This window comes from Micromonospora sp. NBC_01412 (assembly GCF_045040215.1).
In the GTDB taxonomy this organism is placed as follows: domain Bacteria; phylum Actinomycetota; class Actinomycetes; order Mycobacteriales; family Micromonosporaceae; genus Micromonospora; species Micromonospora rubida.
In genome coordinates this window covers 4,384,339-4,403,997 of record NZ_CP109528.1, presented here as the reverse complement: position 1 = coordinate 4,403,997, position 19,659 = coordinate 4,384,339, and the positions used below count along the sequence as shown (strand labels likewise).

17 protein-coding genes are annotated in these 19,659 nt (G+C 68.5%); 10 read left to right on the top strand and 7 right to left on the bottom strand.

The window, feature by feature from the left end:
- Positions 1-270: 270 nt before the first annotated feature.
- The 3 genes from OG617_RS20175 to OG617_RS20165 all read left to right on the top strand — a co-directional run bounded on the left by OG617_RS20175 (position 271) and on the right by OG617_RS20165 (position 3,009).
- The gene (locus tag OG617_RS20175; protein ID WP_405094606.1) at positions 271-1,431 is read left to right on the top strand and encodes a helix-turn-helix domain-containing protein; all 1,161 of its coding nucleotides are present in this window, start codon (positions 271-273) and stop codon (positions 1,429-1,431) included.
- Positions 1,428-2,012 carry an isochorismatase family cysteine hydrolase gene (locus OG617_RS20170; protein WP_405094605.1) on the top strand — a complete coding sequence of 195 codons (585 nt, stop codon included), beginning with the start codon at positions 1,428-1,430 and terminating at the stop codon, positions 2,010-2,012. The genes OG617_RS20175 and OG617_RS20170 overlap by 4 nt, the downstream gene beginning before the upstream one ends.
- 166 nt (positions 2,013-2,178) lie before the next feature.
- Positions 2,179-3,009, top strand: coding sequence for an inositol monophosphatase family protein (locus OG617_RS20165; RefSeq protein ID WP_405094604.1), 831 nt, complete (start codon positions 2,179-2,181; stop codon positions 3,007-3,009).
- On the opposite strand, the gene OG617_RS20160 is transcribed toward OG617_RS20165, so the two are convergent.
- On the bottom strand, positions 3,003-3,620 hold the full coding sequence (locus tag OG617_RS20160) for a DUF6879 family protein (RefSeq protein ID WP_405094603.1): 618 nt from the start codon (positions 3,618-3,620) through the stop codon (positions 3,003-3,005). The two genes, OG617_RS20165 and OG617_RS20160, sit on opposite strands and share 7 nt — an antisense overlap.
- 767 nt (positions 3,621-4,387) lie before the next feature.
- Between OG617_RS20160 and OG617_RS20155 the strand changes: the two genes are divergently transcribed.
- Positions 4,388-5,053: a hypothetical protein gene (locus OG617_RS20155; protein WP_405094602.1), complete on the top strand. Its 666-nt coding sequence runs from the start codon at positions 4,388-4,390 to the stop codon at positions 5,051-5,053.
- Positions 5,054-5,074: 21 nt separating this feature from the next.
- The gene (locus tag OG617_RS20150) at positions 5,075-5,947 is read left to right on the top strand and encodes a peptidoglycan-binding protein (RefSeq protein ID WP_405094601.1); all 873 of its coding nucleotides are present in this window, start codon (positions 5,075-5,077) and stop codon (positions 5,945-5,947) included.
- Between the two features lie 70 nt (positions 5,948-6,017).
- Here OG617_RS20150 and OG617_RS20145 read toward each other — a convergent pair whose 3' ends face one another.
- Entirely contained in the window at positions 6,018-7,355 is a 1,338-nt protein-coding gene (locus OG617_RS20145; RefSeq protein ID WP_405094600.1) for a hypothetical protein, read from the bottom strand.
- A 24-nt stretch (positions 7,356-7,379) separates the two neighbouring features.
- Positions 7,380-9,140 carry a hypothetical protein gene (locus OG617_RS20140; RefSeq protein WP_405094599.1) on the bottom strand — a complete coding sequence of 587 codons (1,761 nt, stop codon included), beginning with the start codon at positions 9,138-9,140 and terminating at the stop codon, positions 7,380-7,382.
- Positions 9,141-9,436: 296 nt separating this feature from the next.
- Between OG617_RS20140 and OG617_RS20135 the strand changes: the two genes are divergently transcribed.
- Positions 9,437-9,652 (top strand): hypothetical protein, encoded by a 216-nt coding sequence (locus tag OG617_RS20135; RefSeq protein WP_405094598.1) that lies wholly within the window; start codon positions 9,437-9,439, stop codon positions 9,650-9,652.
- A gap of 31 nt (positions 9,653-9,683) precedes the next feature.
- Here OG617_RS20135 and OG617_RS20130 read toward each other — a convergent pair whose 3' ends face one another.
- Entirely contained in the window at positions 9,684-11,006 is a 1,323-nt protein-coding gene (locus OG617_RS20130) for an AAA domain-containing protein (RefSeq protein WP_405094597.1), read from the bottom strand.
- Positions 11,007-11,313: 307 nt separating this feature from the next.
- On the opposite strand from OG617_RS20130, the gene OG617_RS20125 reads away from it, so the two are divergent.
- On the top strand, positions 11,314-13,476 hold the full coding sequence (locus tag OG617_RS20125; protein WP_405094596.1) for a choice-of-anchor J domain-containing protein: 2,163 nt from the start codon (positions 11,314-11,316) through the stop codon (positions 13,474-13,476).
- Between the two features lie 28 nt (positions 13,477-13,504).
- On the opposite strand, the gene OG617_RS20120 is transcribed toward OG617_RS20125, so the two are convergent.
- On the bottom strand, positions 13,505-13,720 hold the full coding sequence (locus OG617_RS20120) for a hypothetical protein (protein ID WP_405094595.1): 216 nt from the start codon (positions 13,718-13,720) through the stop codon (positions 13,505-13,507).
- Between the two features lie 127 nt (positions 13,721-13,847).
- Between OG617_RS20120 and OG617_RS20115 the strand changes: the two genes are divergently transcribed.
- From OG617_RS20115 to OG617_RS20105, 3 genes are all read left to right on the top strand, one after another.
- Positions 13,848-14,318 (top strand): macro domain-containing protein, encoded by a 471-nt coding sequence (locus OG617_RS20115; protein WP_405094594.1) that lies wholly within the window; start codon positions 13,848-13,850, stop codon positions 14,316-14,318.
- Between the two features lie 404 nt (positions 14,319-14,722).
- Entirely contained in the window at positions 14,723-16,264 is a 1,542-nt protein-coding gene (locus OG617_RS20110; RefSeq protein WP_405094593.1) for a hypothetical protein, read from the top strand.
- Entirely contained in the window at positions 16,261-18,894 is a 2,634-nt protein-coding gene (locus tag OG617_RS20105; protein WP_405094592.1) for a hypothetical protein, read from the top strand. The genes OG617_RS20110 and OG617_RS20105 overlap by 4 nt, the downstream gene beginning before the upstream one ends.
- Before the next feature lie 79 nt (positions 18,895-18,973).
- On the opposite strand, the gene OG617_RS20100 is transcribed toward OG617_RS20105, so the two are convergent.
- Both OG617_RS20100 and OG617_RS20095 read right to left on the bottom strand, forming a co-directional pair.
- Positions 18,974-19,273 carry a helix-turn-helix domain-containing protein gene (locus OG617_RS20100; protein WP_405094591.1) on the bottom strand — a complete coding sequence of 100 codons (300 nt, stop codon included), beginning with the start codon at positions 19,271-19,273 and terminating at the stop codon, positions 18,974-18,976.
- Positions 19,273-19,608 carry a type II toxin-antitoxin system RelE/ParE family toxin gene (locus OG617_RS20095; protein WP_405094590.1) on the bottom strand — a complete coding sequence of 112 codons (336 nt, stop codon included), beginning with the start codon at positions 19,606-19,608 and terminating at the stop codon, positions 19,273-19,275. The genes OG617_RS20100 and OG617_RS20095 overlap by 1 nt, the downstream gene beginning before the upstream one ends.
- Positions 19,609-19,659 lie beyond the last annotated feature (51 nt).

Below are 19,659 nucleotides of genomic sequence, written 5' to 3'. Positions count from 1 at the left end.
CTCCCTGCTGAAAGGAGGAGCCCTCGTCATCGGATTCGATGCGGGGAGGGCCCCGGTTGATCGGTGGAATGGCGCCGGGGCGGGCGGGGGCGGGGACGCGTCGGGGGAGGACGCATCCCCGGAGCCAGCACCCGCCCCGGGCCATGCGTCCACCCTCGTCGTGGGCATACTCGGCCAGAATGACTACACACTGCACTTGGTCGGTAACCGCACTGCACCCGCTGCCGATACGCTGCCCGAAGGCGACTCGACGTGACCGAAGGTGGCGCGATGACGACGGTGCAGCGGTGGACCGGCCGGGAGACCAGGGCTCTGCGGCATGCGCTGCGGATGAGCATCCGGGACTTCGCCGCGCACCTGGGCGTGGCCGAACGCACCGTGTCGAAGTGGGAGGCCGGGCAAGAAACCGTCTGCCCACGCCCGGAGATGCAGGCCGCCCTCGACACGGCGCTTGGCAGGGCTTCACACAAGGCAGTAGCCAGGTTCAGCACAACCCTGGGCCACAGCCCTCAACCCAGCGGAGAGACCGCCGGCAGGTATCGCGTCCAGTCCCACAAGTTCATCCCGGCATACCTGGGCGCGGCAACGGCGGAACGTCTTGCCTCCGTGACGGCCCTGACGCCACGCCCGCATCAGTGGCTGGACGTGTCGACAACCAGAATTCCGTCTCCGGAAGGGAGCTGCACCGCTCACGTGTACGCCTGCGGTGTGGTGGTGTTGCACCTGGTGCAGGATCTCGAACTCACCGGACTCAGCTCGCTGGCAACGTGGCGTTACAGGAGCTACGAGGACGACCTGCCGTGGGCGGCCGAACAGATCACCGGCTTCCTGCTCGCCGGCCTCGCTGATAAAGCCGTCGAACCGGAGTACGTCCTGTCGATGTATGTCCTTAGCGAGTCGGCGTGGACCGGCGACCAACTGGACAATGCGCTCCGGTTGATCAGCCTGCCGTCGGTGCTGGTCGACCGACATTCGGCCGCAGAACCGCAACCGGTCGAGAATCACATCGAGAGCAGGCTGCTGACCGAGGGGTTCGAGCAGGCTGCGGTCGAGCCGTTCGGCGTCAACGGAGTATCGGTCGGCTATGCGAGCTGGTCCGGATTGGCATACCACGCGCTCTCCCCGGAGCGTGCGTTACCGGTCGATGACCTGGTGGCCTGCGAGATCGACGTCCAGATGCTCTGGGCCTACTGTCGACACATCCAGCGCGCAGTCGAGGAGACCCACGACCCGATGATGCCTCCGAGGTTCGGCTGGCGGTTCCTGCGGGCGGCGCACTCACGCCTGGCCACCGCCCGCGTCCGCGAGACCGCACAGCACTGCATGATGCGACAGGCAGTTCTGCGCACGAGCGGCTTGTCGGAGCGGCTCGTTCAGGCGCAGGCCGCGCTCAGGGAGACCGAGGCCTTGAGTGACAGGGTCAGCGCATGAGTACGACGCGGGCAGCCCTGGTCGTCATCGACATGCAGAACGGCTTCATCAACAATCGCAGCCGACACGTCATCCCAAAGGTCGTGGAGTTGGTCGAGCGCTGGGAGGCAGCCGGGCGGCCGGTGGTCTTCACCCGCTACCACAACTACCCAGGCAGTCCCTTCGAGCGGCTGATCCACTGGACCGCCGTGCAGGGCCCGCCAGCGACTGAGATCGTGCCGGAGCTGACAGCGCATACAGACCGGGCACGAGCGGTCATCGACAAGCGGATCTACTCGTATTTCTCCTCAGAAGGAGCTGACCTGGCGGAGCAGGAGGGCTGGACAGACCTGATCTTCTGCGGGGTGGCGACGGAAAGCTGTGTCCTGAAGTCGGCGGTGGACGCCTTCGAGCGGGATCTGACCCCCTGGCTGGTGACCGACGCCTCCGCCAGCCACGGCGGGCAGGCAGCCCACGACGCGGGTCTGTTGGTTGCCCGACGCTTCATCGGGGCTGGGCAGCTCATCACCGTCAGCGAAGTGGAGGACTCCCTCAAACGTCGCCACCCGAGGCCGCCTCGGGCAGTCGCTCAGGGGCGATGACCGACGGTCGCGCTCCGTCGACCTCCCGACGGAAGAAGGACTCGATCGGCTCGGCAACGTCAAGCAGCGTCAGCAACTGTGTCCAGCAGACGTCGATGAGGTCAGGGTTGACGAAGTTGTCCGCCCTAATCGGGGTGCCGGTCCAGTGGAAGCGAGATCGGCTGCTGTGAGCGGCTACGCCGAACTACTCCCGGTTGCCTTCGAGGCGGTCGGGCGAGGAGCGGAGGCCATGCGGGGACGCTCACCGGGATCGCTGACCGTCAAGGGCGACCGGGACCTTGCCTCCGACTTGGACTTCACGATCGAGCGGGAGCTGCGCGCCTTCCTCCGCCATGCAACACCAGCCATCGGCTTCCTCGGCGAGGAGGAGGAGGGCTGCACAGGTTTAGCAGAGTTGCAGTGGGTTCTCGACCCCATCGACGGCACCGCCAACTTCGTACGCGGAATCCCCCTGTGCGCCGTCTCGCTCGGGCTGCTCCACCGCGACGACGCCGTACTTGGCGTCATCGAACTGCCCTTCCTCGGCAGCCGTTACGCCGCCGCCAGAGGCGATGGGGCGAGCCTCAACGGCCAGCCGATCAAGGCCAGCACCGTCGAAGACCTGAGCGAGGCGATCGTCGCCATCGGCGACTATGCAGTGGGACCAGACGCGTCCGCGAAGAACAGGCTGCGTCTCGCACTGACGGCTCGGCTCGCCGAAAAGGCACAACGGGTACGGATGACCGGGTCGGCCGCCCTCGACCTGGCGTGGCTCGCCGAAGGCCGGATCGATGCGGCGCTGACCCTGTCCAACCATGCATGGGACATGGCCGCAGGAGTGGCGATAGCACGGGAGGCGGGAGCCTCGGTGGTCGACCGCGACGGCACGAGCCACGATGCGCTCTCGGCAATGACGATCGCCGCAGCCCCCGCGTTGTCTGACACGCTGCTGACCCTTCTCGCGAAGGCGGATTCCCAACAGACGTCACCAGATGAGATCGCCTCGGGCAGCTACTGAGCGTCGAATGCCGGCGGCCTGGTCCCGTCGACCTCACGAGCGAAGAACGAGTCGAACGGCTCGGCCTTGTCCAGCAGCGCCGTGACCTGCGCTCGGCAGCCTTCGACTACCGCCGGGTCGACGAACTTGTTCGCCTCGACCGGCGTGCCACTCTCGTCGTACCTGACCTCGTACACCGCCTGCCCGCCGATGACCATCAGCTCCGGCACAGTGCCGTGTTCCTCCTCCATCTCCCCGACGAGACTGGCGTCGAGCACCCGGATCCGCTCGCCGGCATCGGCCCGGTAGCGGAGGAAGTGCAGCTCCCAGATCAGGTACGGGGTGAGTGGCAGCTCGACGATCCGCAGGCGCCGCAGCCCGGAGCCGCGTTCCTCCAGTTGCCGGAAGAACCGCACCAGCTCCGGGTTGGGCTCGGCGGCGATGCGCAGCGCCTCCCGCCACCGGCCCTCCGCGTACGCCTCCCAGCTCGGGCTGCCCGGCTCGCGGAACGTCTGGATCCGCTCGGTCTTGACGATCGGGCCGTCGACGGCTTCGACGGTCGCATAGAAGTCGGCGTCGTACTCCGCGAGATCCAGGCGCTTACCCATCGCCGAGCTGAGCAGGTCACGCATCCGGGATGTCCGGCTTCGCCGCAACAATCATGCTGCGTGGGATGCATCTCTGGCCTGGTCCGGCCCAGCCTGGTCCAGCCTGCAAGATCGCGCTCGATCCGGGAAGTAGTGGCCTTCCGCCGCGACGGAGGCCACTATTTCCGTGTTCGAGCGCGATCTTGCTTAGCTCGTGGCCCCTGATTACTCCGCCCGGGCGCCCGAGCCGGGTAGCGATCATCTCGTCCTCTCCGACACGGAGGCTTTCCACCTGTCACCGCCATCCTTAGCAGATTTCCCTGTCTTCCTACCCGCAGAAATACCCCCAACCGGCAAACTCGTCGGGGGTAAAAGATCAACGTGGCCGGGGTCCCGGCGGCGAGCAGGCCCAGCCGCGACCCGGCGACCATTGGCGGCGACCCACCGACAGGTAGCTGCCCTGACGCCAGCCGATTCCCCATCGCCGACCGGAGCAGGCTCGGAGGCGCGCGGGCGGCTGTGGACGCCAGCCGCGAGCACGAAGGCCGCCACCGCGATGACCGCCCTGCTCTTGGCATGCCACCTCGTTCCACCTGCGGCTCTCGCCGAGGGGTTAGGCCGCCTTGCCTCGGGTAGACGGGCGCTCAGGTGTCACCCGTGACACCCCCGCCAATCGGACCGTAGCGAAGCGGGGTTGGTGCGGCATGCGCGACAAGTGGCTCTGACTTTGCCAGAAAAGAAAAGTGCGTCAGGAATGCGGCTCGTGATGCGACTGCGCGACGGCAGAAAGAGGGCAACCAATGGGATGGCGAGTGGCACGCAGCTTGGAGGTACTGCTGGCACAGCTCAACGCGCGGTTTCCCGGCCGCAGTGTCACCTCTGACGGCTCAATCGGGGATGCTGACCACCAGAAGCGGGACAGCGACCACAACCCATGGTACGGGCCTGGAATCGTCACCGCGCGGGATTACACCCACGATCCGGAACACGGGTTGGACATCCAGCAGATCGCTGACCAACTTCTGGAAAGCCGCGATCCCCGAATCAAGTACGTCATCGCCAACCGTCAGATAGCGACCGCCGGATCCTGGCAGTGGGCCCCGTACAACGGAACGAACCCGCACGACAAGCATGTCCACCTCTCGGTGGTGGCGGATCCGCGCTGCGACGACGAGCAGCCGTGGGCCCTGCCGGTGCTGGGCGAGGTGGCCCCCGATGGCGGCGCGGAGGAACCCAACTTCACCACCCGGGGCAATGGCGTCAACGTTCGGAAGGAACCCCGCCTGGGCGCACCGGTGGTAACGACTCTGGCGGGCCCGACCAGGGTGCACGTGTCCTGCCAGACGCGTGGCGACCAGGTGGACGCGGCGGGCCGGAGCAGCGATGCCTGGGCCCATCTCAGCGCCCAGGGCGGCTACGTCTCCAACGTCTACATCGACCACCCCGAAACGTGGCTCCCGGATGTGAGCGACTGTTGACAACAGGAGGCTTCCCTCGCCATGCATGAGAGCGTCCGTAACTACTGGATTGCCTTCAACGATCCACTCGAAGGACGGGTGCATTTCATGTACCTCGATCAGAAGGGGTGGCTGAGCACCGGCATCGGCAACAAGATCGATGAGACGGTCAAGGCCAACTCGGCGCCGAGCCCTGCGGAGCGGTCGGCATCGCTGGCTCTTGCCGGCCAGTTGCGCTGGCTGGACGGCAACGACTCCGAAGCCACACCGGACCAGGTCGCCACCGACTGGGACGCCGTGAAGGCACGCCTCGATCTGGCGCCGAAAGGGCATCTCGCATTCCAGCCACTGACCGCGTTGCACGTGCAGAACGAAGAGATCGACCGCCACGTTTTTGCCAAGCTGGACGAGATGGAGTCCGTTCTCACCGGTCGTCCGGAGTTTCGCGACTTCGCCACTTGGCCGGCGAACGCTCAACTAGCGGTTCTGAGCATGTCGTGGGGGCTGGGACCGGCATTCAAATTTCCCCGGTTCCAGGAACATGTTGCGGCGCGCGACTGGAACGGTGCCGCCCCCGAGTCCCACTTCACCCCGGACGAGGGGACCATCAAGATCCGGAACAATCTCGACCGGGAGCACCTGCTGATCGCGCAGATCGTCGAGGACCAAGGGCTGCCCAAGGAGCAGATCGCAATGAAAATCTCCGACGTCTTCGGAGTGCAGGGCGCGCTGCTCGCCCTTGGTTGCAAGCCGGGGCCGCAGGACGGTGCGGACGGCCCCTCCACCCAGAGCGCCGTCCGGGAATTCCAGCGGAACTCCAGCCTGGACCCGAACGGCTCCTTCGAGGACGAGGCCATGCTGGGAGCCCTGCGCTCCGAGCTCACCAACCGCGGCTTCACGGTTGTGGGTGGCTGACATGAACGACCCGCCAACTCCCGGGTAACCATCCCGGACGTTGGCGGGCCGTTCGAGCTTGGACCGGGGGTCACCCCTTGGGGGGCAGCACCGGGGGTACCAGGCACAGCCAGCCGATCACCTGCAGACCCTTGCGGGTCAAGGTCCCGCTGGCCTTGTCGAAGTCGGCGGCGGCGATGCAGAACGGACCGAGGCTGGTGCTGCGCGGCAGGGTCTCCAGGTCAGCTCCGCTCCACGTGGCGGTGATGGTGAGATTGCGAATCACCAGCATGCCGACGGTGACCAGGGAGACCTCACCCTCCGGCTGGGTGGCCGAGCCGCTGCTGATCTTTCCCGCCGCGTACCCCGGCACCGACCAGTCGGAGCGGTGCAGGAACGGCTCGTTCCACCAGGGCCGCTCCAGTTGCACATGGCAGTATTCGAACGAAACGGCGAACTGGCCGGACGTTGCGGCTGTGGGCACCGTCTCGCCGTCCACCGCCACGGCCGCCGCCTGGCAGCCGAGGGCCGCGCCGAGCTGCGGATCGATCTCCGCCCCGGCCGGCTGGGCGGTCACCTCCGGTGCTCTCGCCGCGATCGAGGCAAGCGTCGGGGCAGGCTGGCCCGCCTCGGTCAGCTCGGCCGGCATCAGGCGTTGAACTTCGGCCGGCCGTTCGGCCGCCGCCGGTGCGGGCTCGCTCTGCGCCGCGTACGCCACGTAGTTGACCAGGTCTGCCTGTTGTGGGTCTTTCGGCACCTGGAAGGTGAACTGAGGCTGACCGGCGGGGTTGGTCCCCGCCGGCTGCTCGGACACCAGTGGCGCGGACATCAACTGCGGCATGTTGCCGGGCCCCAGCACGCCGCCCGACCCGCCCCCTCCTCCTGAGGGTGGTGCGGCCGGAGTCGCCGGTGCCGCGGGCTCTGCGGGCGGGGCCGTCCCCACCGAGTACGTGTTCCAGCCGGCGGCCTCGGCGGTGAACCAGTCCGGCGGCGACATCGACGTCTCGTACAGGGTGGCGATGCCCACGGGGGCGGGAAGCTTGTTGTGGTCCAGCGCCCGGACCGCGGCGTCCTTCGCCGCCGTGAAGGCCGCCCGTTCGGCGTCACTGGCGGGGGGCGGCGCGCCGGCGCTCGCGCGGACAATGTTCTCGTACCAGGCGGACAGCCGGCCGCCACCGCGTGGCAGGAACCAACCGTTCTTGAGCGCGTTGGCGGCGGGCAACTGGTCGGCCAGGTCCGCCGCCCGCTGGCGGGAGCGGATGTTGCTCGCCGCGCCGTCGGGACCGGTGAACTCCTGCGCGGACAGCGGCCGACCGAGGCTGTCGAAGACCAGGAAGACGCTGCCTGGCCCCTCGCCGCCGGTGACCGGCAACTTGCTCGCGAAAAACTCTTTCAGGTGGGCGGCGAGGTCGTCGAGTGTGACGGGCATGGTCAGCTCCTCTCCCGGCACGCGCTACGGCTTGGGCAGACTCGGGTCGTCCTGCGGCGGCGACAACGGCAGTACTTCGCTCAGGTAGGCGATGATGTTCGAGCCGTTGATCACCAACGAGTCCCCCTCGAACCAGGACCCGTAGTCGGCGCGTACGTCGTTGCCGCCCTCGTCCTTGAAGTCGCCCTGGTAACGGCCGTCCGTGTGGGAGAAGCCCCCGGTGACCGCCAGCGGCCCGAACACCGGGATGCTCACGTTGCCGCCGAACGAACTGCCCCCGCTGCTGCCGGAGCCGGAGTGCTTGTTCCAGTAGCTGGTCAAGGTGTCCTGCACGCTGCCCCACTTCTTGGTGGTGATGCGTACGTTGCGCACCACCAGCACGTGGGTGGGGAGCATCGGCAACCGCCGGTCCTTGCCGGCCTCGCCGACCTGCCCGTCGATGGTGCCGTCGCTGATCGCACCCTTGCGCTCTCCGCGCAGGAACCAGTTCTGCATGTAGAAAAGGTCGGTGGTCAGCCACGGGCGCTTGATCTCGATCAGCCCGTACTGCAACTCGATGGACAGGTCCTCGGCGTTACTGGTCATCTTGGTGCCGTCGCAGGCGGTGTCGGAGAACTGGCTCTGGGTCGAGCTCTCGTAGTCGGAATAGGTGCCGCCGAAGCCGAACCCGACGATCGACATGCCGACACTGCCGCTGTTCGACGAGGAACTGCCGCTCCAGTTTCCGGTGCTGAGGTTGTAGCCGTGCTTCTCGTAGTGGGTGCGGTAGTCACCCGCCGCCCGGGTCAGCGTGTTCCAGCCGATGTCGTTGGCCTCCAAGGTCGCCCACTCACTGGGGTCCAGGTAGGTGTACGCCGCTTTGGCGGTCGTGCCGACGACCGGCAGCATCCAGCTTTCCAATTGTTTCCTGGCCCGTTCGATCATGCCCTGCTCGAGCGGGATGCCGAGGGAGTTCAAGGTGGCCAGGGCACCCTCGACCGCCTCGGCCCCCTGCGTCTTCCAGGTGTCGTACGCCTGATTGACCTTTGCCAGGAACTCGTCGGAGAGCAGGCCCCAGGAGTCGGCCTGGGCCGGGTCGCTCAAGATCTGGTTCTGCGCCCTGGCGTATTCACCCTTCGCCTTGCCGTATGCGATTTGGTTTTCCTTGTACCGCTTGTACGTATCAGTGTCCGTGCGGTCCGCGTTGAACAGGACGGCCTGGGCCTTGGCGATGTCCTCCTTGTCCTTCTCCGACCGCTCCGGCAGCGGGCACGCTTCCATGGCCGCCAGGAGCCCCATGTACTGGATCCCCAGGTGTCGGCCACCTCCGTACCACTGTGCGGTGCCGTCATTGGTCACCATGAGCAGCTTGTCGAACTTCTCGCCCGTACGGAACGTCGCCTCCATCGCGCGCTTGATGCCGTCGTTCGCCGGTGGCGCCGCCGAGCCGGGGTTGGGCGGCCCGGGTATCCCGGGGGTAGGCGGAGTGCCGCCGATCGGGCTCCACGGGCGGGCGTAGTCGCGCGGGTTGATCATTTCGCCGGGATGCAGTTGGGCATACACGAAGCCGGTGGTCGCCGTGCCGTCGGTGCGGGTCGGTCGGCTCTCCTTGATCTGGGTGATGATCTGGTTGAAGATGTCGACCGCGAGCGCTTTCGAGTGGTCCTCAATGGCCACGGGGATCAGCTCCTTACCTGCTTGTGATTCGCGACCGCACAGGGTGGTACGACTGCCGAGCGGGTGCCGGACACGGACGACGCGACGGCCATCCTCAGCACCTGCCCGGCGGTCAGCGGCAGGAGCCATTTCAGGACAGCCCGCGCGGTATCCCCCTGCGCCGGAGGTTCAAACCTTCGTGGGCGGCTTCGGCGCAAGGCTCCGGTCGGCCGGGCGGAACTTCAGCGACAGCGAGACAGCCGAGTGTTTACTGAGGAGGAGCGGCGTGCACGACTGCGATTGGAGCTGTCATGCTCAACAGTTCGGCTCAACCTCCCGGTCCACCGCCGAGCCAGGAGCCCGCTTCACCTGCCGGTGACAATCCTAAGAGCAATTCGCGGCCCTCGTCGACCGAAGGCTCCGATCGCATACAGAGGGTGCGCGCGGTGGCAGGGCTGCTCGTGGTGGTCCTGGGTGACGCCGCGATAGCCGCCGCGGCAATTGTTGGTCTGATCATCATGGATGCGGATGCGGCGGACGCTCAATCCGTAGCCATATTGACCAGCGCCTTCACCGCCATCAGCGTGATAACGACCTCGTATTTCGGCATCAGAGCGGTCACGAATACCGCCCAGAGTTCGATTGCCGCCAGGCAGGAGTGATCGGTAGGGCAGCCGTCGACGAGAGCCACGGTCAGACCGTGGACGCCGATTTCGCCAGCCTGGCCAGCAGATGCTGGTGGGCCTCCCAGCCGTCGGGAAACTTCACCGGGACGTTGAGGTGCACCCGCTCGGTCGACGGGTGGGCGTCCAGCAGCTCCGCGATCCCCGCCCGCGCCACCACCACGCACGCGTGCCGGTGCCGGGACGTCAGCACGCACAACCGCCCCGACTCCAGGTGGAACGCCGTCGCGTCCCGCCGCCCCGACAGCGGGTGCAGCACGATCGTCACGTCGTACTCGCGGCCCTGGAGCCGGTTGGCGGTGTCCACCGTGATGCCCGCCCCGGCCTCGCCGAGGCGCGCGCGGATGGCCGCGACCTGGTCGCGGTGCGCGGCTCCGACGGCGATCCGGTCAGCGGTGACCAGCGTGCCGGCCGGCGCGTGCTCGGAGACGGCGACCGCGCCCCGCCGCAACACCCGCAGCGCCAGGGCGGCGCACGCCGCAGCCGCCTCCGCGTCGGTACGCAGGGTGTGCCGCTCCGGCAGCTCGTACAGCGCCCAGCCCGACAACGCCGCCAGCTCCACCGCCGTGTCGACGGCGTCCCCCGGCCCCGACTCCGTGAACGCCAGCGCCCGGTCGTCGCGACCCGTCCCGGCGCGGAACCCGGTGAACGGGTAGAACGCCGCCGCGACCACCGGCGCCGCCGACGCGGGCAGCCGCCACGACACCGGCAGCCGGTACACCGGCAGCTCCGGGTTGTGCCGCAGCAGCACCGCCACCGCGGACTGCATCGGATCCCAGGTCAGACCCGTCCACCGTGCGGTCTCGACCGTCGAGAACGGATCGAGCTGCCCAGGATCCCCCACGAACAACGCCCGCTCGAACCTGCCGGCCACCCGCAACAGGGCGTCCGACCGCATCTGGTACGCCTCGTCGACGATCGCCCACGGCCAGGAACCGTCGGTGACCATGGCCCACTTGGCGGCCGTACCGATGATGACCGCCGGCCCGCCGAGATCGGCGACCTTCGCGGCGACCCGGACCGTGTCGTGACCCTTCACCCGATCGGTCGGCTTGTAGTCGGTGGCCGAGAGACGGCCGATCCGCAGCCCGGGGGCCTTGCGAGCGAGCCGGTCGATCAGGTCGTCGACCTGCTCGTTGGTCTGCGCGATGACGATCAGCGGCTCACCGGCGGCGGCCAACTCGACGGCGGCGCGGACCACGAGGGTCGACTTGCCGGCGCCGGGCGGCGAGTCGACGACCACGCCCCGATGCTCGCCGGAACGCAGGTCGGCCAGCACGGCCGTGATGACCCGCTCCGCCTCGACGGCGGGCGGCACCTCCAGCCCGAGCATCGATCTCCCCTCCCACCAGGTGCTGCGCACCCTACCCGCAGCCACCGACACGGCAGTATCTACCGCTTGCCGCCGCACGGCTGCGATAGAGAGCACGCGGTCCACGGGGCAGGAGAGCCGGCTCGGTGAAGACGGATCGTGCGGTAGGACGATTGCCAAAGGCAATCAATACCAGTACGAACATGAATGTCATCCCGGTGGATTATGACGGCGACCCCGTCAACCGGATTCACACCATCCCAAAGGGGGGCCCATGGCACGCAGCCGCATCGCCGGTGCAGCAGCCATCACACTCGTCTTACCACTTATGGGCGTCCTTCCCGCGTCAGCCGCGACGGCCGCGCCCGGGCAGGCCGTGGCGAAGCAGGCTCAGCCCAGCGACACCCGGGAGCTCACCCGCAAGGACCTCACGCTGGACGGCCGCAAGGTCGAGACGCCGGCCCGCTACCAGCCGCGCGCGCAGGAACGTTCGAAGACCACGTCCGCCGCTACGACGCCGCCGGTCGGCACCGTCCGGCAGTGGCTCGGGATGGACGACTTCCAGGGCCAGCTCTACCGCAAGGACTACACGCTGCGCGGCTCGGGCAACAACGTCGAGGTGTGGGTCGCCAACGACATCGCCTTCCCGGCCGGCGACTGCCGAACCCAGATCCCCTCGTCGACGCAGATCACCGACGAGCAGGTGGCGAGCTTCGTCCACGAGTTCGACACCAACATGTACCCGAAGGAGACGGCCGCGTTCAGCACGCCGCCGGACCGTGACGGCACCAACGCCCTGCTCGGACCGGACGCCAACGGCAACGGCGGCGACTACACCGGCGGCGGCAACAAGACGGTCACCCTGATCGACAACGTCCGGGACGACAACTTCTACCAGTTCCCGGCCAGCCCGACCTACATCGCGGGCTTCTTCTCGGCCCAGTTCAACGAGCTGTTCGACCGCAACGTCATGACCATCGACGCGTTCGACTGGGCCCACCGCACCGGGGCGAACCCGCCGAACGAGCCCACCGACGACCTGTGCACCAGCCGCCCGGCCCGCCCCTTCAACTACGAGGGCACCTTCGCCCACGAGTGGCAGCACCTGGCGCACTACTACACCGACCCCTTCGAGGGAAACTGGGTCAACGAGGGCCTGGCCGACTTCGCCCAGACGCTGACCGGCTACGTCGACACCACGACGACCGTCTTCGACCGGGGAGCCGACAGCCACATCTACTGCTACCAGGGCTTCGGCACGGTGCAGACGCCGTACAACGTCAACCCGCGCGACTGCGGCGGCCCGGAGAACTCGCTCACCCTGTGGGGCGAGAGCCCGAACCCGAACGCGGTGCTCGCCGACTACGGCAACGCGTACTCGTTCATGCAGTTCCTGTACGACCGGTACGGCACGGACATCATCTCCCGGCTGCACAACGACGGCGAACGGCAGGGCCTGGCCAGCCTGGACGCGGCGCTGAAGGCCAAGGGCGTCAGCAAGATGTACCAGGTCATCCACGACTACCAGACGATGACGCTGGTCGACAAGATCGTCGGCGACTCGCGGCGCGGGATCATGCTCGGCGTACCGAAGAGCCGGGTGACCACGCCGAGCCTGCGCTCCACGGTCAACCTGGCCAACCCGGCCGCCAACGCCGCCCCCGGGGCGGCGCCGAACGGGGCCGACTTCGTACCGCTGCAGAAGGCCGACGGGCAGCTCCTGCGCGGCCGTGACCTGCGGTCGCTGTCGTTCCAGGGCGCCACGACGCTGCCGCCGCTGCCGCTGGCGTGGACCGTCGTGCCGAACGACCCGGACCGCTCCGGTAACCCGGTCCTGTGGTCCGGGAACGCCAACAACATCGACGCCGCCGCGGTCACGTCGGTCGCCGTACCGACCGCCGACCCGACGCTGCGCTTCGCCGCCAAGTACGGTGCGGAGTTCGGCTTCGACTACGGCTACGTCACCGTCTCCACCGACGGCGGCGCGACCTACACCGCCATCCCCGGCGACAAGACGATCGACGGGCCGTTCGGTCCGGCGCTCAACGGGACGACCAACGGGTTCGAGGCGCACTCGTACGACCTGTCCGCGTACGCCGGCAAGACGATCCTGCTCGGCTTCCGCTACGTCAGCGACGGCGGCGTCAACGAGGGCGGCCTGCTGGTCGACGACATCACCGTCGGCGGCACGGCGGTCAGCGACGGCACCAGCCTCGCCCCGTTCGACTCGCCGACGGAGATCAAGCCGATCACCGTCAACAACTGGAACCTGCGGCTGATCGGCATCGACGAGCAGCACTCGATCGCCGCCCAGTTCGAGTTCGACGGCAGGTCGAGCCTGACGCTGAGCCGGGCGCAACTGGCCCTGCTCAGCCTGTTCCCGAAGGTCGTCGCCGTGGTCGCCTACGACGAGCCGACCGAGCAGGTCAACCAGTACGCGCCGTACACGCTGAAGGTCAACGGAGTGGTCCAGCCGGGCGGCACCGCCTGACCTGACCCGGCACAACCCCGGGCACCTGTCACCGATCTGGTGGCAGGTGCCCGGCCCCTTTATCGGGGATCACCCAGCAATCCGTCGTGTCGCGCTCGCGCCCGGTCGCGCTGCCAGCGCCAGAGGACGTTCCTGATCCGGCGCGCTTTCGCCACCCGCCGTTCGCGGCCAGGTCAGCCAGCACGGCCGTGATGACATGCTCCGCCTCGACGGCGGGCGGCGCCTCCGGCCCGACGACGACCATCACCTCCCAGCCTGCCCCACCGGCCTACCCCGTCCCGGATCCGACGCCCTGACGGGGCTGCGCCGGCCGGTGTCGTACCGGCCTGGTACCACCTTCTTGGGCTTCTTGGGCCGAAGGAGGTGCGAGGGTGATTGAGGTGGGTCGTGGTGATCTGCTCACCGCCGATGTGGAGGCGCTGGTCAACGCGGTCAACACGGTCGGTGTGATGGGCAAGGGCATCGCCCTTCAGTTCAAGCACGCCTACCCCGACAACTACGCCGTATACCGGGCGGCATGCAAGGCGGGAAAGGTCGAGCTAGGCCGGATGCTGGTCTTCGACTCGGGCCGCCAGGGCCATCGCCGGTATGTGGTCAACTTTCCGACGAAGGGGCACTGGCGATCCGGATCGACGCTCGCCGGCGTGCGGGCGGGCCTGGTAGACCTGGTTCGGGTCGTCCGGGAACGGCGGATCGAATCAATCGCGGTGCCGGCCCTCGGCTGCGGAAACGGCGGGCTGATTTGGGACGAGGTCCGACCGCTGATCGAGGCCGCCTTCGACGAGCTGCCCGAGGTCCGAGTGCTGCTGTTTCCGCCGCCAGCGGTAGACATTGGAACCTGAATCGGTTCTCTAGCGCGCACTGAAATCCTGACCATTCTCGGTCGATCGGGCAGCCTCGACACTCCATTCGACTTACGATCAAACCCGTCAATATCCTGTAACGGTGCATCAATTGCCTGTGCCGGTGATGTCGCCTGAGTCCGCTACTTTCCGATGATCAGGGCATTTGTGCCTGCTGGGCCAACCCTCGGCCACCTGCCGGTCCCTGCTCCGTCGGCCAGCAGTCATCGGCCGCCCAGGTCGGCGCTCCGCGACACACCACCCCTCTGTCAGGGATTCGATAGCCGAGGTTGCCTTCGCCGATGTCGAAGGGACCTGCCCGTCACCCAGCCCCGTCCGAATGGTTCTCATTAGGCCCCGATGGGGTATTCCACGAGCGCTCCTCACGGGCGAGGATGGCCGGCATGGCGCTTCCCTCCACCGATGCCCCGGCAGCACCCGGCCAGTCCATCATCGAGGGGCCGGACTGGTGCAAGCCAGGGCTGTTGGCCCGCGCCGGGCGGTACCCGCTCGCCGTGGAGGCACCGGTGATGGCGGCGGTCGACATGTTGGTCCCGGGCGTCTCCACGGTGACCCGGTATGCCCGCTACTACAGTCTCTACTGGGCACTCGCCGCCCACGCCGAGCGCACCAGCCTGGACCGCGAGGCGTGCCGGCGGCTCGTTCGCCGCGCGGAGGTTGGCCTAGCCCGGATCTCCGTCGAGTACGACAGCGCGGACGGTCCGCCGGGCCTGGCGCACGGGGTAGACGCGTATCTCCGGCTCGGCCCCGACGACGGCGACGAGTTCTCGATCGCGGACGCGTCCGGGGCCGGTTCCTACTCTCCGCGCAGCTGGGGCTTCTGGTCGCAGTACAACGGACCGAGCGTCGCCCTCGGAACGGTGGCGGTACACGGTGGCGCGCTGCGGGCCGGCCGGCACCCCTGCCCGCCACAGGTCGCCGCGTTCTACGCCCCGCTGATCGCCGCCGCCGACCAGGGCGGCGGGTTGTCGCTTCCCTCCCCCGCGCTCGGCGAACTGAGCCTTCAGCAGGACGCGGGCACCCCCGACTTGGAGCCGCTAGGTCAGGTGCTCAGCGCGACCGGCGATGGGCGACACGACCCGGAGTTGTGGACCGGAAACGACGCGACCAGGCGGGCCACCCTGCGCATCCTGGCCCGATCCGGGCAGCTCAACCCGGACGCCGAAACCTGGCTGGGGGCGTTCATTGCCAGCGTGGCGTATGGGTCGGCGGCGCGGGAGGACCCCCTGCTCGCAGGCGAAGAGCGTACCGCCGCGTGGCGTGGGGTGGTGCTGCGCCACCACTCGGTCGGGGCATGGCGACGTCTCTGGGCGGCGCTGGTGGAGCAGGTCCGGGAGGCGGGGACGGCCTCCCGGGAGCACCTACACGAGTGGGTCACCGCGCACCTTCCCGACATGCCGCTCGCCGCATTCGAGGCCGACCTGCCGACGGTCGTCGACGTGTACGGCGACCCGGCACCGGCTGAGGACGGCCTGCGGAGCGCCGGCCCGGGCGTGCTCACCGACGTGGCGCTACTGCTGTTGGGCGCCCGGCGGCTGGACTCGCTGACCGGCACGACCCTGTTCTCGTTCAAGGGCAAACGCCCCACATATCTCGACCCGACCTGGGTCGCCCAGTTGCGGCGGGAGTTCGCCCGGCGTCCCCTGGCGGAGCTGGGCCGGCGGCTGGTCGACGACATGCTCGCCCAGTCCCGGCGGGTGGCGCTGCGTAAGGTGACGCTGAACCGAGACGGCACCATCTCGCTCTTCAGCCGGCTACACGAGCGCAACAGCGCGTACTTCGCCGACTCGTCGGAAGGTAGCGGCAACATCGGCCTGCGGATCAACCAACTCGCCGGGATCGCGACGCAGGTCGGGCTACTCGCTCCCGACGTAGCCGAACCGGTGACCCCGTGGGCGCAGCGGTTGCTGGAGCTGCCGGCATGAGCGGGGTGGAGCGGTCGTTCCGATCGCCGCTGACCCTGCTGGAGCAGTGGCGGGATCGGGTCGACGGGGCCCGGCTGCACGAGGTGGTCATCACCGGGTACACGGTTGACCTCGGCTTCCTGGAGAAGTTCGCCATCCCGACGGCCCGGGCGCTCGGCGCGCGAATCACCATCCTCGGTGACGCCGGGCAGGCCGTGCACGACCCCGTGGACGTCCGGCGGGCCGGGGTGGCGTACCAGCACGGGCACGCGGTCTGCCGGCGGGCGTTCCACCCAAAGCTGGTGGTACTAAGCGGCGAAGAGGACGTGTGGCTGGCCGTCGGCTCGGGCAACCCGACGCTGTCCGGGTGGGGCTACAACCGGGAGCTGTGGGTGGTCGCCAGAGGCAGTCGGCAGCGTGGGCCAGAGCTGATCGCCGATGTGGCGGACTGGCTGCACGACCTACCCGATGTGGTCGGCATGGCGAGCTGGATCGCCGCAACCCTGCGGCACGTGGCCCAGCGGATGCGGCCGGCGACCCTGGACGAGCAGTGGTCGGGGGCACGAGCTCACGGCAACCTGCGCCGCCCGTTGCTGGACCACCTGCCCACAGACCCGGTGGAGGAGCTGTGCATCTCCGCGCCGTTCTACGATCCGCCCGCCCGGGCGGTCACTGCGGTGACCCGGCGCGCCAAGCCACGGTCGGTGCGGGTCGCGGTGCAGCCCGGCATCGGAATCTTCGACGGCGCTGCCCTGGTCCGGGCCGTCGAGGATGTCGTGGACCAGGAGTTCACCGTGCTGGCCGGCGGACCTGTCCGGCACGGCAAGCTGATCGAATGGCGTACGGCCGACGGCACGGTCGCTGGCCTAACCGGCAGCGCCAACGTCACCACGTCCGCGTTGCTGCTCAGCACGGCGCAGGGCGGCAACTGCGAGCTGGCGGTCCTCGCCCCACAGTCCGACTCGCTGTTCCCCGACGAGGGCGAGCAGCAGCCCGAATCGGCGGTCCGGAAGCTGACATCGTTGCCGTCCTCGGGATCGGCTGCCGGCGGCTCGGCGCCGGTGCTCCTGGGCTGCGCGCTGAATGACGGCACCCTCGTGGTGGAACTCGCCGCGCCGGCCGGGGCGCCGGTGCTCGTCGAGACCTCACCATCGGCGGTGCCCGGCACCTGGCTTGGCATCGGGACCGTACCCGTCGGCCAGGTCACGGCCCGCTTCCTGGTCCCAGAGCTGACCGGCGGGGCGGTCCGCGCGGTCTTCGACGTCGACGGGGTGCGCCGGGAGTCCGCCGTCGTCTTCGTCACCGACCCGTCCCGCTGCCGGCCCCGCCGGGACGTCGGCGACGACGCGCGACTGTCACAGCCGTACGAGCCGGTGGAGATCTTCACCGACCCTGTGCTGGCCCAGCGGTTCACCTGGGACTTGGACCGTCTGGTGGAGCAGGTCGGCACGGGCGACCAGCGCACCGGAGCCTCGACGGGAACCACCGTGAGCGTGCCGGTCGGATCGAGCGACCGGTGGACGGACTTCCTGGAGGACTGCGACCGGCTACTCGGGCCTGGTCTGTCCCGGCTGGTCTTTCCGCATGGCCGGACGACGGGCACCGCCAGGGGAATCGCCTGGTCCATCGACGACGCGGACCAGAGCGAGGTCGCCGAGGACGAGGACGAGGCCGTCCTCGACAACCTGACGGAGGAGGAGACGGAGGCTGGGAAGGCGTCGGTGCCAACCGTCCCGCCAGACGAGCGAACCCGGTACCAGCGCTTTGCGGCACGTTGGGTCGCCGCAGTGACCGAGCCGACCGGGGCCGACGACGGAACCGCCCCGCCACCGATGCCGCTACGGATGACCATCGCCGCGCTATTCCTGACGCTACTGGCCGCCGGTGTGTGGCAGGAGGCCGAGAACTGGCGGGAGGGTCTGCGCCGGCTGGTCCGGTCCCTCGTCCCCGACGACGACGCCCTTGACAAGCTGCCGCCCGAGGCGTTCGACCGCCTGTTCGCGTTGCTCGCGGTCGCCATGGCGACGCTGCGCCAGGGCACCCAGTTGCACGGCGGCCGGGAGGCGGACACTCTCGCCACCGCCGCCTGGCGGGAGGCCGCAGAATGGGTGGCGGAGGCCGGCGCCGACCTCGCCGAGGAACTGCTCCTGCCCGCTACCCAGCCCTACGCCCGCGTCGTCACCAGCGCGGAATTGTGGGACATCATCACCCTGGCCCAGCAGGCTCGCCGCGACCCGTACGCGGAGGCCCACGCGGTCCTCGCCGAGGCCGGCTTGACGGTCAAGGCCAGCGACGGCGTATGGCACGTGGCGGGCGAGTTCCGGAACCCGTACCGGGCAGCGGCGCACGTGGCGACAGAGCTACGGCGGGTCCGCGACCATGTGGTCGTGATTGTCAGGAAGCCCGGGTCAGCAGTGCTCATCGCCGTGGTCGGGCACACGATGGTGCTGGCGGACTCGCAGACGGTCGTATGGCGGCTGTATCAGCTCTCGGGCACCCGGACCCCGGCCTCGCTAGCCGCTGGATACCCAGGGCCGCCACCCGGTGCCCGCATCCGACCACTCGCTCCGAGCCCGCCCGAGGTACGCGAACTCAGCGACACGTTGGGTGTCGACCTGGCGGCCCTCGCCCGACAGATTAGGATGCTATGAGCTGGCAAAACGCTACTGAAGCCAGCAATGGACGCACAACGGCGAGCCGGGCGACTCGCGCCGGTAGGGTCCTTGACGTTCAGGCCGCATCTGCCGCCTGGGCAAACCTGACGTCGAGCTTCATGCCCAGGGCGCGGGCCAGGCGCTCCAGGACAGCCAGGGTCGGCACGGTGCCCCCTGCCTCAAATCGGGCGACGGCGGACTGCGTCATGCCAGCCGCCCTCGCCAACTGGGTCTGGCTCCACCCGTTCTGCTTCCGCAGCTGCCGCACCGTCTGGCCGAGCTCGAAGGCTATGCGCGCCGCCTCATAGGCTTCGGCGGCACCCAGCTCGGCCATCCGACGCTCTCGAAGTTCGTTCCAGTCAGCGCGATCGTTCATCACTCCGCCCCCTCCTTCACCGTGTGCCGTTCCGTCACGCATCGCTCAAACGCCCGACGTGCGCGTTCGACTTCACGCTCTTCCCGTATCCGGGTCTTCCGAAAGACCGTCAACAGGATGATCCGCCGGTCGGACGCTATCCAGTACGTCACTCGCACCGCATCGCGGTCCAGATAGAACCGCAGCTCCCGGAGCTTGCCGTCGAGCTGCTTCGTGTACGGCTCGCCGAGGAGGGCTCCGCAGCTGGCGAGCAGGTCGATATAGAACGCGGCTCTCGCGAATTGTGTGGTCGGCAATCCCTCCAGCCAGTCTCGGACTTCAGGCTCCAGCTCCACGCTACCCAGTCCATAGCACCGATGCTATGACTCTGACTGCGCGGAGTCGTG

Bases quoted from the DNA above. Each gene is read 5' to 3' on its own strand.
- OG617_RS20145 (WP_405094600.1), bottom strand. From the start codon at position 7,355: ATGCCCGTCACACTCGACGACCTCGCCGCCCACCTGAAAGAGTTTTTC.
- OG617_RS20170 (WP_405094605.1), top strand. From the start codon at position 1,428: ATGAGTACGACGCGGGCAGCCCTGGTCGTCATCGACATGCAGAACGGC.
- OG617_RS20105 (WP_405094592.1), top strand. From the start codon at position 16,261: ATGAGCGGGGTGGAGCGGTCGTTCCGATCGCCGCTGACCCTGCTGGAG.
- OG617_RS20150 (WP_405094601.1), top strand. From the start codon at position 5,075: ATGCATGAGAGCGTCCGTAACTACTGGATTGCCTTCAACGATCCACTC.
- OG617_RS20140 (WP_405094599.1), bottom strand. From the start codon at position 9,140: ATGGCTCCTGCCGCTGACCGCCGGGCAGGTGCTGAGGATGGCCGTCGC.
- OG617_RS20175 (WP_405094606.1), top strand. From the start codon at position 271: ATGACGACGGTGCAGCGGTGGACCGGCCGGGAGACCAGGGCTCTGCGG.
- OG617_RS20125 (WP_405094596.1), top strand. From the start codon at position 11,314: ATGGGCGTCCTTCCCGCGTCAGCCGCGACGGCCGCGCCCGGGCAGGCC.
- OG617_RS20130 (WP_405094597.1), bottom strand. From the start codon at position 11,006: ATGCTCGGGCTGGAGGTGCCGCCCGCCGTCGAGGCGGAGCGGGTCATC.
- OG617_RS20100 (WP_405094591.1), bottom strand. From the start codon at position 19,273: ATGAACGATCGCGCTGACTGGAACGAACTTCGAGAGCGTCGGATGGCC.
- OG617_RS20120 (WP_405094595.1), bottom strand. From the start codon at position 13,720: ATGGTCGTCGTCGGGCCGGAGGCGCCGCCCGCCGTCGAGGCGGAGCAT.
- OG617_RS20160 (WP_405094603.1), bottom strand. From the start codon at position 3,620: ATGCGTGACCTGCTCAGCTCGGCGATGGGTAAGCGCCTGGATCTCGCG.
- OG617_RS20110 (WP_405094593.1), top strand. From the start codon at position 14,723: ATGGCGCTTCCCTCCACCGATGCCCCGGCAGCACCCGGCCAGTCCATC.